The organism is Escherichia sp. KTE31 (genome assembly GCF_000407925.1).
Taxonomy (GTDB): Bacteria; Pseudomonadota; Gammaproteobacteria; order Enterobacterales; family Enterobacteriaceae; genus Escherichia; species Escherichia ruysiae.
Map to the genome: position 1 here is coordinate 40,841 of NZ_KE136723.1, position 14,250 is coordinate 55,090.

11 protein-coding genes are annotated in these 14,250 nt (G+C 52.2%); 10 read left to right on the forward strand and 1 reads right to left on the reverse strand.

Going from position 1 to position 14,250, the window contains the following annotated elements:
• The first annotated feature begins 19 nt into the window (after window positions 1–19).
• From ycaQ to WES_RS13225, 4 genes are all read left to right on the forward strand, one after another.
• Window positions 20–1,252 (forward strand): crosslink repair DNA glycosylase YcaQ, encoded by a 1,233-nt coding sequence (gene ycaQ / locus WES_RS13240; protein WP_016157996.1) that lies wholly within the window; start codon window positions 20–22, stop codon window positions 1,250–1,252.
• A gap of 51 nt (window positions 1,253–1,303) precedes the next feature.
• Complete coding sequence (gene ycaR, locus WES_RS13235) at window positions 1,304–1,486, forward strand: protein YcaR (protein WP_000350069.1); 183 nt, start codon at window positions 1,304–1,306, stop codon at window positions 1,484–1,486.
• Window positions 1,483–2,229, forward strand: a complete 747-nt coding sequence (gene kdsB / locus WES_RS13230) for a 3-deoxy-manno-octulosonate cytidylyltransferase (protein ID WP_016157997.1) — start codon at window positions 1,483–1,485, stop codon at window positions 2,227–2,229. Before ycaR ends, kdsB begins: the two co-directional genes overlap by 4 nt.
• Window positions 2,230–2,380: 151 nt before the next feature.
• Window positions 2,381–3,274 carry a YcbJ family phosphotransferase gene (locus WES_RS13225; RefSeq protein ID WP_000436929.1) on the forward strand — a complete coding sequence of 298 codons (894 nt, stop codon included), beginning with the start codon at window positions 2,381–2,383 and terminating at the stop codon, window positions 3,272–3,274.
• Here the strand turns inward: WES_RS13225 and elyC are convergent.
• Complete coding sequence (elyC, locus tag WES_RS13220; protein ID WP_000899558.1) at window positions 3,251–4,030, reverse strand: envelope biogenesis factor ElyC; 780 nt, start codon at window positions 4,028–4,030, stop codon at window positions 3,251–3,253. The two genes, WES_RS13225 and elyC, sit on opposite strands and share 24 nt — an antisense overlap.
• Before the next feature lie 135 nt (window positions 4,031–4,165).
• Between elyC and cmoM the strand changes: the two genes are divergently transcribed.
• The 6 genes from cmoM to WES_RS13190 all read left to right on the forward strand — a co-directional run bounded on the left by cmoM (window position 4,166) and on the right by WES_RS13190 (window position 14,247).
• Window positions 4,166–4,951, forward strand: coding sequence for a tRNA uridine 5-oxyacetic acid(34) methyltransferase CmoM (gene cmoM, locus WES_RS13215; RefSeq protein ID WP_016157998.1), 786 nt, complete (start codon window positions 4,166–4,168; stop codon window positions 4,949–4,951).
• Window positions 4,948–6,270: a chromosome partition protein MukF gene (mukF, locus tag WES_RS13210; RefSeq protein ID WP_016157999.1), complete on the forward strand. Its 1,323-nt coding sequence runs from the start codon at window positions 4,948–4,950 to the stop codon at window positions 6,268–6,270. Before cmoM ends, mukF begins: the two co-directional genes overlap by 4 nt.
• Window positions 6,251–6,955 carry a chromosome partition protein MukE gene (gene mukE / locus WES_RS13205; protein ID WP_010344468.1) on the forward strand — a complete coding sequence of 235 codons (705 nt, stop codon included), beginning with the start codon at window positions 6,251–6,253 and terminating at the stop codon, window positions 6,953–6,955. Before mukF ends, mukE begins: the two co-directional genes overlap by 20 nt.
• Window positions 6,955–11,415: a chromosome partition protein MukB gene (gene mukB / locus WES_RS13200; RefSeq protein WP_016158000.1), complete on the forward strand. Its 4,461-nt coding sequence runs from the start codon at window positions 6,955–6,957 to the stop codon at window positions 11,413–11,415. Before mukE ends, mukB begins: the two co-directional genes overlap by 1 nt.
• A gap of 255 nt (window positions 11,416–11,670) precedes the next feature.
• Window positions 11,671–13,518 (forward strand): L,D-transpeptidase, encoded by a 1,848-nt coding sequence (gene ldtD, locus WES_RS13195; protein WP_016235186.1) that lies wholly within the window; start codon window positions 11,671–11,673, stop codon window positions 13,516–13,518.
• Between the two features lie 180 nt (window positions 13,519–13,698).
• Window positions 13,699–14,247 carry a peptidoglycan L,D-endopeptidase MepK gene (locus tag WES_RS13190; protein WP_001516120.1) on the forward strand — a complete coding sequence of 183 codons (549 nt, stop codon included), beginning with the start codon at window positions 13,699–13,701 and terminating at the stop codon, window positions 14,245–14,247.
• The last annotated feature ends 3 nt before the right edge of the window (window positions 14,248–14,250 follow it).

Genomic DNA, 14,250 nt, shown 5'->3' on the forward strand with positions numbered 1-14,250 from the left:
TCAATTGATGGAGCCATGAATGACGCTGCCGTATATCTCTCTTGCTGATGCGCGTAATCTTCATCTCGCTGCGCAAGGCCTGTTAAAAAAATCTCGTCGTCGCGCGTTGCCGCAAGATATTCTGGCAGCTATTTCCCGCATGTCCTTGCTGCAAATCGACACTATCAATATCGTTGCCCGCAGCCCTTATTTGGTGCTTTTTAGTCGTCTGGGTAATTATCCTCCGCAGTGGCTGGACGAGTCGCTGGCGCATGGCGAATTAATGGAATACTGGGCGCATGAAGCCTGCTTTATGCCGCGTAGTGATTTTCATCTCATTCGCCACCGGATGCTGGCGCCAGAAAAAATGGGCTGGAAATATCAAGACGCCTGGATGCGGGAACATGCGGAAGAAATTGAACAGTTACTTCAGTACATTCAGGATAACGGACCCGTACGTTCAGCCGATTTTGCTCATCCCCGCAAAGGGGCAAGCGGTTGGTGGGAGTGGAAGCCGCATAAACGCCATCTGGAAGGGCTGTTTACTGCTGGAAAGGTTATGGTGATTGAAAGGCGTAATTTCCAGCGCATATATGATTTAACCCATCGCGTCATGCCGCACTGGGATGATAAGTGTGACCTCGTTTCGCAAACAGAAGCAGAAATCACGATGCTGGATAACAGCGCGCGTAGCCTGGGAATATTTCGCGAACAGTGGCTGACAGATTACTATCGCCTTAAACGCCCGGCGCTGGCTGCCTGGCGTGATGTGCGTGCTGAACAGCGGAAAATTATCCCCGTAAATGTGGAGAGGTTAGGACAACTCTGGCTGCATACTGATTTGTTGCCTCTTCTCGAAACAGCTCTCGCGGGAAAACTCACCGCGACGCATTGCACTGTACTGTCACCCTTTGACCCTGTCGTCTGGGATCGTAAACGTGCAGAGCAGCTTTTTGATTTTAGCTACCGGCTGGAATGCTACACGCCGGCACCGAAACGTCAGTATGGCTATTTCGTTCTGCCGTTACTGCATCGTGGACAATTAGTCGGGCGAATGGATGCCAAAATGCATCGCCAGACGGGCGTCCTTGAAGTTATCTCCCTTTGGTTACAGGATGGCATCAAACTGACTGCTTTTCTTCAAAAAGGATTGCGCCAGGCGATTACAGATTTTGCTGGTTGGCAGCAGGCAACGCGAGTGACATTAGGGCGCTGCCCACACGGTCTCTTTAGTGATTGCCGCACAGGCTGGGAAATAGCCCCCTGGGCATAAATGATTATGATAAGATTTATGCATTCATAACCCGATCCATCTGGAGGAACTATGGATCATCGTCTGCTCGAAATCGTTGCCTGCCCGGTTTGCAACGGCAAACTTTGGTATAACCAGGAAAAACAAGAACTGATTTGCAAACTGGATAACCTGGCTTTCCCGCTGCGCGATGGCATCCCAGTGCTGTTGGAAACGGAAGCCCGCGTACTGACTGCTGATGAGAGTAAATCATGAGTTTTGTGGTGATTATTCCTGCACGCTACGCTTCTACGCGTCTGCTAGGTAAACCGTTGGTCGATATTAACGGTAAGCCGATGATCGTTCATGTTCTTGAACGCGCCCGCGAGTCAGGAGCCGATCGCATCATTGTCGCAACCGATCATCAAGATGTTGCCCGCGCTGTTGAAGCTGCTGGGGGGGAAGTGTGCATGACGCGCGCCGATCATCAGTCAGGCACCGAACGCCTGGCGGAAGTTGTCGAAAAATGCGCGTTCAGCGACGACACGGTGATTGTTAATGTGCAGGGCGATGAGCCAATGATCCCTGCGACAATCATTCGTCAGGTTGCTGATAATCTCGCCCAGCGTGAAGTAGGCATGGCAACCCTTGCTGTACCTATCCACAGTGCGGAAGAAGCCTTTAATCCAAATGCGGTTAAAGTGGTGCTTGACGCTGAAGGTTATGCGCTTTACTTCTCGCGTGCCACCATTCCGTGGGATCGTGACCGTTTTGCAAAAGGTCTGGAAACCGTTGGTGATAACTTCCTGCGTCACCTTGGTATTTATGGCTACCGTGCAGGTTTTATCCGTCGTTATGTCAACTGGCAGCCAAGTCCGTTAGAACACATCGAAATGTTAGAGCAGCTTCGCGTACTGTGGTATGGCGAAAAAATCCACGTTGCTGTTGCCCAGGAAGTTCCTGGTACAGGAGTGGATACCCCTGAAGATCTCGAGCGCGTTCGCGCTGAAATGCTCTAAGCTAATTTCACGACACTCCACCTGATTTTGGGGGAGTGTCGTACCGTTACGATTTTCCTCATTTTTCTTTTCAACAATTGATCTCATTCAGGTGACATCTTTTACATTGGCGCTCATTATGAAGGCAGTAGCTTTTATGAGGGTAATCTGAATGGAACAGCTGCGTGCCGAATTAAGCCATTTACTGGGCGAAAAACTCAGTCGTATTGAGTGCGTCAATGAAAAAGCAGATACGGCGTTGTGGGCTTTGTATGACAGCCAGGGAAACCCAATGCCGTTAATGGCGAGAAGCTTTAGTACGCCAGGACAAGCCCGCCAGTTGGCATGGAAAACCACCATGCTGGCACGCAGTGGGACTATTCGTATGCCAACCATCTATGGCGTGATGACACATGAAGAACATCCTGGCCCCGATGTCCTGTTACTGGAGCGGATGCGTGGTGTTTCTGTGGAAGCACCCGCGCGTACACCGGAACGTTGGGATCATCTGAAAGAGCAAATTGTTGAAGCTCTGCTGGCCTGGCACCGACAGGACAGTCGCGGTTGCGTCGGTGCAGTCGACAATACTCAGGAAAATTTCTGGCCCTCATGGTATCGGCAACATGTTGAAGTGCTATGGACCACGCTCAATCAGTTCCATAACACCGGATTAACGATGCAGGATAAGCGTATCCTGTTCCGCACCCGCGAATGTCTTCCGGCATTATTTGAAGGATTTAACGACAATTGTGTGCTGATCCATGGCAATTTCTGTTTGCGTAGCATGTTGAAAGATTCTCGTAGCGATCAGTTACTGGCGATGGTAGGGCCAGGCCTCATGCTTTGGGCGCCACGTGAGTATGAGTTGTTCCGGTTGATGGATAACACTCTGGCAGAAGATTTACTCTGGAGTTACCTGCAACGTGCGCCAGTGGCGGAGTCGTTCATCTGGCGGCGTTGGCTGTATGTGTTATGGGATGAAGTTGCGCAACTGGTCAATACCGGACGGTTTAGCCGGCGCAACTTCGATCTGGCATCAAAATCACTCCTTCCCTGGCTCGCCTGACGAACCTTTCAGCCACTGCCAGATGCGACCAAGCGTTTCATAGCCGACTCGGTCGCTATGCATCAACCAGACCGGAGAGGGAATTGCCCGTTCCCACGGATTAAGCGGTGAGTCGATTGCCAGCTGATTCGCCGGGGCTGGCAGCGGATTCAGACCTTCCTGTTGGAAAAAGATCATCGCGCGTGGCAAATGAGACGCAGATGTCACCAGCAGGAAAGGGGCGTCACCAATTGCCTGTTTCACTGCGGCTGCTTCTTCTTCGGTATCTTTTGGCAAATCCAGCGTAATAATTTGTTCGCGCGGTACGCCCAGCGATTGCGCTACTCTGGCACCCACTTCGGCTGTACTCACCGTATTGGTTTTTGCCACGCCTCCCGTGAAGATCAGTTTTGATCCCGGATTCTCGCGCCATAAACGAATACCTTCATTCAGGCGCGGCAAACTATTATTGATTAAATTTGAACTTGGTGCCCACTGCGGGTTCCAGGTATAACCACCTCCTAGCACCACGATATAGTCCACTTTTTGTGCATTATTCCATGTCGGATAAGTACTTTCGATGGGACGCAGCAGGCGGTCGGCTACCGGTTGCAAACTTAATAACAAAAGCGCCAGCCATCCTGCGCTAATAAATATCTTTCCGGTTTTTTGAAAACGGCTAAACCACAGTAGCACCAGACCCACACCGATAATCAACAACATTAGCGGAAGTGGCAGTAGCATACCGCCAATCACTTTTTTCAGTGTAAAAAGCATTCTTTCTGGTTCCTTTTTTAACCATATAGCGAGGGATCGGCAGTGATATTACACCAGACGGGTTCATTCTCGCCGTGGCTGTGACAAAATAGCGCCTTTATCAGAAAACGTCTTAGCCAACCGGTGGAGAAAGCAATGCAGGATCGCAATTTTGATGACATTGCGGAAAAGTTTTCCCGTAACATTTACGGCACCACCAAAGGACAGCTTCGACAGGCTATTCTGTGGCAGGATCTTGATCGTGTACTGGTGGATATGGAGCCGCAAAAACTGTGCGTGCTGGATGCCGGTGGTGGAGAAGGACAGACTGCGATCAAAATGGCCGAACGTGGGCATCAGGTCATTTTATGCGATCTCTCCGCCCAGATGATCGACCGCGCAAAGCAGGCGGCAGAAGCTAAAGGTGTGAGCGATAACATGCAATTTATACATTGCGCCGCTCAGGACGTTGCTTCGCATTTGGAAACGCCCGTTGATCTGATATTGTTCCATGCGGTGCTCGAGTGGGTAGCTGACCCCCGCAGCGTATTGCAAACGTTGTGGTCAGTGTTGCGCCCAGGCGGCGTGTTGTCATTAATGTTCTACAATGCGCACGGCTTGCTGATGCATAACATGGTCGCAGGAAATTTTGATTACGTGCAGGCGGGAATGCCGAAAAAGAAAAAACGGACGCTTTCGCCAGACTATCCACGTGACCCGGCGCAGGTATATCAGTGGCTGGAAGAAGCTGGCTGGCAAATTATGGGTAAAACCGGTGTTCGCGTGTTTCATGATTATCTGCGTGAAAAGCACCAGCAGCGCGACTGCTACGAAGCATTACTTGAATTAGAAATGCGTTATTGCCGCCAGGAACCGTATATCAGCCTGGGGCGTTATATTCATGTCACCGCGCGCAAACCGCAGAGCAAGGATAAAGTATGAGTGAATTTTCCCAGACAGTCCCCGAACTGGTTGCCTGGGCCAGAAAAAATGACTTCTCCATCTCGCTGCCGGTAGACCGACTCTCTTTTCTGCTGGCGGTTGCCACGCTGAATGGCGAGCGTCTGGATGGTGAGATGAGTGAAGGCGAGCTGGTGGATGCATTCCGCCATGTGAGTGATGCGTTTGAGCAAACCAGCGAAACCATCGGCGTGCGCGCCAACAACGCGATCAACGACATGGTGCGTCAACGTCTGCTGAACCGCTTTACCAGTGAGCAGACGGAAGGGAACGCTATATATCGTCTGACGCCGCTCGGCATCGGCATTACTGACTACTATATCCGTCAGCGCGAGTTTTCTACGCTGCGTCTTTCTATGCAGTTGTCGATCGTTGCAGGCGAACTGAAGCGTGCGGCGGATGCGGCAGAAGAGGGCGGTGATGAGTTTCACTGGCACCGCAATGTCTATGCGCCGCTGAAATATTCGGTAGCAGAAATTTTCGACAGCATCGATCTGACGCAACGCCTGATGGATGAGCAGCAGCAGCAGGTGAAAGATGACATCGCTCAGTTGCTGAATAAAGACTGGCGGGCGGCGATCTCCAGCTGCGAATTGTTGCTTTCAGAAACCTCCGGTACGCTACGTGAATTGCAGGATACGCTGGAAGCGGCAGGTGACAAATTGCAGGCTAACCTGTTGCGCATCCAGGATGCGACCATGACGCATGACGATCTGCATTTTGTCGATAGTCTGGTGTTCGATCTGCAAAGTAAGCTCGATCGTATTATCAGCTGGGGACAGCAATCTATCGACTTGTGGATTGGCTACGATCGCCACGTACACAAATTTATCCGTACTGCTATCGATATGGATAAAAACCGCGTCTTTGCCCAGCGTTTACGTCAGTCGGTACAAACCTATTTTGATGAGCCGTGGGCGCTGACTTACGCGAATGCCGATCGTCTGCTGGATATGCGTGACGAAGAGATGGCACTGCGCGACGAAGAAGTGACCGGGGAGCTTCCGCCAGATTTAGAGTACGAAGAGTTCAACGAGATCCGCGAACAACTGGCGGCGATCATCGAAGAACAGCTCGCCGTGTACAAAACCAGACAAGTACCGCTGGATCTTGGTCTGGTGGTACGCGAATATCTGGCGCAGTATCCACGTGCGCGTCACTTTGACGTTGCGCGTATTGTTATTGATCAGGCGGTACGCCTCGGCGTAGCGCAAGCAGATTTCACCGGACTGCCTGCGAAATGGCAGCCGATTAATGATTACGGAGCCAAGGTACAGGCGCATGTCATCGACAAATATTGAACAAGTGATGCCGGTTAAGCTGGCGCAGGCGCTGGCGAATCCGTTATTTCCGGCGCTGGATAGCGCCCTGCGTTCAGGCCGTCATATTGGCCTCGACGAACTGGATAATCATGCATTCCTGATGGATTTTCAGGAATATCTGGAAGAGTTTTACGCACGTTATAACGTGGAGCTTATTCGCGCGCCGGAAGGTTTTTTCTATTTGCGCCCACGTTCTACCACTATTATCCCGCGCTCCGTATTGTCGGAACTGGACATGATGGTTGGGAAAATCCTCTGTTATCTCTATCTCAGCCCGGAACGGCTGGCGAACGAGGGGATTTTTACTCAGCAGGAATTGTATGATGAACTGCTCACCCTGGCCGATGAAGCGAAACTGCTGAAACTGGTAAACAATCGTTCTACCGGTTCGGACGTGGATCGCCAGAAGTTGCAGGAAAAAGTACGTTCTTCGCTCAACCGTCTGCGCCGCTTAGGCATGGTGTGGTTTATGGGGCACGACAGCAGCAAGTTCCGCATTACTGAATCGGTGTTCCGTTTCGGTGCGGATGTCCGTGCGGGCGACGATCCGCGCGAAGCCCAGCGTCGCCTGATTCGCGATGGTGAAGCTATGTCGCTGGAAAACCACCTGCAACTCAACGACGAAACTGAAGAGAATCAGCCAGATAGCGGAGAGGAAGAATAATGATTGAACGCGGTAAATTTCGCTCACTGACGCTGATTAACTGGAACGGCTTTTTTGCCCGTACCTTTGACCTTGATGAGCTGGTCACGACGCTTTCCGGCGGTAACGGTGCGGGTAAATCCACCACTATGGCGGCGTTCGTTACGGCGCTTATCCCCGACCTGACCTTGTTGCATTTCCGTAACACCACGGAAGCCGGGGCTACCAGCGGTTCGCGAGATAAAGGCCTGCACGGTAAGCTAAAAGCGGGGGTCTGTTATTCGATGCTTGACACCATCAACTCGCGCCACCAGCGCGTGGTGGTTGGTGTGCGTCTACAACAGGTTGCCGGGCGCGATCGTAAAGTTGATATCAAACCGTTTGCCATTCAGGGCTTGCCGATGTCGGTGCAGCCGACGCAACTGGTGACCGAAACCCTGAACGAACGTCAGGCGCGCGTGCTGCCGCTTAACGAGCTGAAAGACAAGCTCGAGGCGATGGAAGGCGTGCAGTTTAAGCAGTTCAACTCCATCACCGATTACCATTCGCTGATGTTCGATCTGGGCATCATCGCGCGTCGTCTGCGTTCTGCTTCTGATCGTAGTAAATTCTATCGTCTGATCGAAGCCTCGCTGTACGGCGGTATTTCCAGCGCCATTACCCGTTCCCTGCGCGACTACCTGCTGCCAGAAAACAGCGGTGTGCGTAAAGCGTTCCAGGACATGGAAGCGGCGCTGCGTGAAAACCGCATGACGTTGGAAGCGATTCGTGTCACCCAGTCTGACCGTGACTTGTTCAAGCATCTGATTAGCGAAGCTACCAACTATGTGGCGGCGGACTACATGCGTCACGCCAACGAGCGCCGTGTCCATCTCGACAAAGCTCTGGAGTTTCGTCGTGAGCTACATACTTCGCGTCAGCAACTGGCGGCGGAGCAGTACAAACACGTCGATATGGCGCGTGAGCTGGCAGAGCACAACGGTGCTGAAGGCGATCTGGAAGCGGATTATCAGGCGGCCAGCGATCACCTGAACCTGGTGCAGACTGCACTGCGTCAGCAGGAAAAGATCGAACGTTACGAAGCGGATCTCGATGAGCTGCAGATCCGTCTGGAAGAGCAAAACGAAGTGGTGGCAGAAGCCATCGAGCGCCAGGAAGAGAACGAAGCGCGTGCGGAAGCCGCTGAACTGGAAGTGGATGAGCTGAAAAGCCAGCTTGCTGACTACCAGCAGGCGCTGGACGTCCAGCAAACGCGCGCGATCCAGTACAACCAGGCGATTGCTGCGCTTAATCGTGCCAAAGAATTGTGTCATCTGCCGGACTTAACCGCCGACAGCGCCGCCGAATGGCTGGAAACCTTCCAGGCGAAAGAGCTGGAAGCGACCGAAACAATGCTCTCTCTTGAGCAGAAAATGAGTATGGCGCAAACTGCGCACAGCCAGTTTGAGCAGGCTTATCAATTGGTAGTAGCAATCAACGGTCCGCTGGCGCGTAACGAAGCGTGGGAGGTCGCCCGCGAATTGCTGCGCGAAGGGGTCGATCAGCGCCACCTGGCAGAACAGGTTCAGCCGCTACGGATGCGCTTAAGCGAACTGGAACAGCGTCTGCGCGAGCAGCAAGAAGCCGAACGACTGCTGGCAGAATTCTGCAAACGTCAGGGCAAGAATTTCGATATCGACGAACTGGAAGCCCTGCATCAGGAACTGGAAGCGCGCATTACCTCTCTTTCTGACAGCGTGTCTAACGCCCGTGAAGAGCGCATGGCGCTGCGTCAGGAACAGGAACAACTGCAATCACGCATTCAGAGTCTGATGCAGCGTGCGCCGGTTTGGCTGGCGGCGCAAAACAGCCTCAATCAGTTGAGCGAGCAGTGCGGTGAAGAGTTCACTTCCAGTCAGGACGTCACTGAATACATGCAACAGTTGCTGGAGCGTGAGCGCGAAGCGATTGTTGAACGTGACGAAGTGGGCGCGCGTAAAAACGCCGTTGACGAAGAGATTGAGCGTTTAAGTCAGCCGGGCGGCTCTGAAGATCAGCGCCTGAATGCGCTGGCAGAACGTTTTGGCGGCGTGCTGCTGTCAGAAATTTATGACGACGTTAGCCTTGAAGATGCGCCGTACTTCTCTGCGCTATATGGCCCGTCTCGGCACGCGATCGTCGTGCCGGATCTGTCGCAGATTGCCGAACAACTGGAAGGTTTAACCGATTGCCCGGAAGATCTCTATCTGATCGAAGGTGATCCGCAGTCATTCGATGATAGCGTGTTCAGCGTTGATGAGCTGGAAAAAGCGGTGGTGGTGAAAATTGCCGACCGTCAGTGGCGTTACTCACGCTTCCCGGAAGTTCCGCTGTTTGGTCGTGCGGCGCGCGAAAGCCGTATTGAAAGCCTTCATGCCGAGCGTGAAGTGCTCTCTGAACGTTTTGCTACGCTCTCCTTTGATGTACAAAAAACCCAGCGCCTGCATCAGGCATTTAGCCGTTTTATCGGCAGCCATCTGGCGGTGGCGTTTGAGTCCGATCCGGAAGCCGAAATCCGCCAACTCAACAGCCGTCGCGTCGAGCTGGAGCGTGCGTTGAGTAATCATGAAAATGATAACCAGCAGCAGCGTATTCAGTTTGAGCAGGCGAAAGAGGGCGTTACGGCGCTAAACCGCATTCTGCCGCGTCTCAACCTGTTGGCTGATGACAGCCTGGCGGATCGCGTCGATGAAATCCGCGAACGTCTGGATGAAGCACAGGAAGCCGCGCGTTTTGTTCAGCAGTTCGGTAATCAACTTGCAAAACTGGAGCCGATGGTTTCGGTGTTGCAGAGCGACCCGGAACAGTTCGAACAGTTAAAAGAAGATTACGCGTACTCCCAGCAAATGCAGCGAGATGCCCGTCAGCAGGCATTTGCCCTGACTGAAGTGGTGCAGCGTCGTGCGCACTTTAGCTACTCCGACTCGGCAGAAATGCTCAGCGGTAACAGCGATCTCAACGAAAAACTGCGTGAGCGTCTGGAGCAGGCGGAAGCGGAACGTACCTGCGCTCGTGAAGCGTTGCGTGGTCACGCAGCGCAGTTGAGCCAGTACAACCAGGTACTGGCCTCGCTGAAAAGTTCTTACGACACCAAAAAAGAGCTGCTTAACGATCTGCAACGCGAATTGCAGGATATCGGTGTGCGTGCCGATAGCGGGGCAGAAGAACGGGCGCGTATTCGCCGTGACGAATTACATGCGCAACTGAGCAATAACCGTTCACGTCGCAACCAACTGGAAAAAGCACTTACCTTCTGCGAAGCGGAGATGGACAACCTGACCCGCAAACTGCGCAAGCTGGAACGTGATTACTTTGAGATGCGCGAGCAGGTGGTGACCGCCAAAGCGGGCTGGTGTGCAGTCATGCGCATGGTGAAAGATAATGGCGTTGAGCGCCGCTTACATCGTCGCGAGCTGGCTTATCTCTCCGCTGATGATTTGCGTTCCATGTCGGATAAGGCGTTAGGTACGCTGCGTCTGGCGGTAGCGGATAACGAACATCTACGCGACGTGCTGCGTATGTCGGAAGATCCAAAACGTCCGGAACGTAAAATTCAGTTCTTCGTAGCGGTTTACCAGCATCTGCGCGAACGTATTCGTCAGGATATTATTCGTACCGATGATCCGGTGGAAGCTATCGAGCAGATGGAAATCGAACTTAGCCGTCTGACTGAAGAGTTAACTTCCCGCGAACAGAAACTGGCGATCAGTTCCCGCAGCGTGGCGAACATTATTCGCAAAACCATTCAGCGCGAACAGAACCGTATCCGTATGCTCAACCAGGGATTGCAGAACGTGTCGTTCGGTCAGGTGAACAGCGTGCGTCTGAACGTGAACGTGCGTGAAACTCACGCCATGCTGCTGGATGTCCTTTCTGAACAGCATGAACAACATCAGGATCTGTTTAACAGCAACCGTCTGACCTTCTCGGAAGCTCTGGCGAAACTGTATCAGCGCCTTAACCCGCAGATTGATATGGGCCAGCGCACACCGCAGACCATTGGTGAAGAACTGCTGGATTACCGCAACTACCTGGAGATGGAAGTTGAGGTTAACCGTGGTTCCGATGGCTGGCTGCGTGCGGAATCGGGCGCACTATCTACCGGTGAAGCAATTGGTACAGGTATGTCGATTCTGGTTATGGTGGTACAGAGCTGGGAAGATGAATCACGCCGCCTGCGCGGTAAAGACATTTCTCCTTGCCGCCTGTTGTTCCTCGATGAAGCAGCGCGACTGGATGCTCGTTCTATCGCCACGCTGTTTGAATTGTGTGAGCGTTTGCAAATGCAGCTCATCATCGCGGCGCCAGAAAATATTAGCCCGGAGAAAGGCACCACCTACAAACTGGTGCGTAAGGTATTCCAGAATACCGAGCACGTACATGTGGTTGGTTTACGTGGCTTTGCGCCGCAGCTTCCTGAAACGCTTCCTGGAGCTGACGAAGCGTCTTCCCAGGCAAGTTAAGATTAAGGCGGCAGCGATGTCGCCTTTTTTCCGAAAACTCCGTTTCTGCACTAAAAAAATGCCGCATTACGGCGCGCTTTTCTTTAAACTTCTTTACATTAGGTTGTGTAAAAACGTATCGGTGTTTATATACTGAAGGTAAGCCTGATAAGTAACAGGCTTGCTCGTCATACTTTCGTGAGTATTGGCGTTGTACAGGCAAGTAGAGAAAAGCAGCCTGGCTATTCAAAGTATGATAAAAACAGGGGGCAAGGGATGTTGCTAAACATGATGTGTGGTCGTCGGCTTTCGGCAATGAGTTTGTGTCTGGCCGTAACATTCGCTCCACTGTTCAATGCGCAGGCCGATGAGCCTGAAGTAATCCCTGGCGACAGCCCGGTGGCTGTTAGCGAACAGGGAGATGCACTGCCGCAAGCGCAAGCTACGGCAATTATGGCGGGACTTCAGCCGCTACCAGAGGGTGCGGCGGAAAACGCTCGCACACAAATCGAATCTCAATTACCCGCAGGTTATAAGCCGGTTTATCTTAACCAACTTCAACTGCTGTATGCTGCACGTGATATGCAGCCGATGTGGGAAAACCGTGATGCGGTAAAAGCCTTCCAGCAGCAACTAGCAGAAGTGGCGATTGCCGGTTTTCAGCCGCAGTTTAATAAATGGGTAGAGTTACTGACTGATCCTGGCGTTAACGGTCTGGCACGCGACGTAGTGTTGTCGGATGCAATGCTGGGCTATCTCCATTTCGTTGCTAACATTCCGGTCAAAGGTACGCGCTGGTTGTACAGCAGTAAACCTTATGTGCTCTCTACACCACCGCTCTCGGTCATTAACCAATGGCAGGTGGCGCTAAATAATGGTCAGTTGCCAACGTTTATTGCAGGACTGGCTCCGCAGCATCCGCAATATGCCGCGATGCATGAATCTTTATTGACCTTACTCAGCGATACTAAACCGTGGCCACAACTGACCGGTAAAGCAACGCTGCGTCCTGGCCAGTGGAGTAATGATGTACCAGCACTGCGCGAGATTTTGCAGCGAACGGGAATGCTCGAAGGCGGACCGAAAATTGCGCTCCCTGGCGATGAAACACCCGCTGATGCAGTCGTGAGTCCGTCCGCCGTTGCCGTCGAAACAGCGGAAACTAAGCCGATGGACAGGCAAACTACGGCTCGCAGTAAACCGGCACCAGCCGTACGCGCCGCCTACGATAATGAGCTGGTGGAAGCCGTTAAACGTTTTCAGGCATGGCAAGGATTGGGGGCAGATGGCGCTATTGGCCCGGCAACGCGGGACTGGTTAAATGTAACGCCAGCTCAGCGTGCAGGTGTGCTGGCACTCAACATCCAGCGTTTACGCTTGCTGCCTGCGGAGCTTTCTACTGGCATCATGGTCAATATACCCGCCTATTCTTTGGTCTATTACCAGAACGGTAATCAGGTGCTGGACTCGCGGGTAATTGTCGGTCGTCCTGACCGCAAAACACCGATGATGAGCAGTGCTTTAAACAATGTGGTGGTGAATCCGCCGTGGAACGTACCGCCGACGCTGGCTCGCAAAGATATTTTGCCAAAAGTGCGTAACGATCCGGGTTATCTGGAAAGTCATGGCTATACGGTGATGCGCGGCTGGAACAGCAAAGAAGCGATTGATCCGTGGCAGGTTGACTGGTCAACGATTACTGCGTCGAATTTACCGTTCCGCTTCCAGCAAGCTCCTGGCCCACGAAATTCGCTAGGACGGTATAAATTTAATATGCCGAGTTCAGACGCTATCTACTTGCATGACACGCCTAATCACAATCTGTTCAAGCGTGATACACGCGCGTTAAGCTCAGGGTGTGTGCGGGTGAATAAGGCATCTGATCTGGCAAATATGCTATTGCAGGATGCAGGCTGGAATGACAAGCGTATTTCCGACGCCCTGAAGCAGGGAGATACCCGTTACGTCAATATCCGTCAGTCGATTCCGGTTAATCTCTACTACCTGACCGCGTTTGTCGGTGCAGACGGTCGTACTCAATATCGTACAGATATTTACAATTATGATCTGCCTGCGCGATCCAGCTCGCAAATTGTATCGAAAGCGGAACAATTAATCAGATAAATGAAGTAGTTCGGGTAAATCAGTTGTCGTAATAATTGGCATGATTGGGGGTTATTCTCGGTAGCCCCCATTACTGCTGGGATTGAGTCATCTTGACGTTAGCTTTATGGGCGGTTAAGGTGCCTCTTGTGCGCCAGAAGTGCATATAAACGATAACATTGACCTGTAGACTTGATTATCATGGACAAATTCGACGCTAATCGCCGTAAACTGCTGGCGCTTGGTGGCGTTGCACTTGGTGCCGCCATCTTGCCGACCCCTGCGTTTGCGACACTCTCTACCCCACGTCCGCGTATTTTGACACTCAACAATCTCCATACCGGAGAGTCAATTAAAGCGGAGTTTTTCGATGGCAGAGGCTATATTCAGGAAGAATTGGCAAAACTAAACCATTTTTTCCGCGATTTCCGCGCGAACAAAATAAAGTCCATCGACCCAGGATTATTCGACCAGTTGTATCGCCTGCAAGGGCTGTTAGGCACCCGCAAACCGGTGCAACTCATTTCCGGTTATCGCTCTATTGATACCAACAATGAACTACGCGCGCACAGCCGTGGGGTAGCGAAGAAAAGCTATCACACCAAAGGCCAGGCGATGGATTTCCATATTGAAGGTGTCGCGTTAAGCAATATTCGCAAAGCCGCGTTATCTATGCGTGCAGGTGGTGTAGGATATTACCCACGTAGTAACTTTGTGCATATTGATACCGGGCCAGCACGGCACTGGTAACAA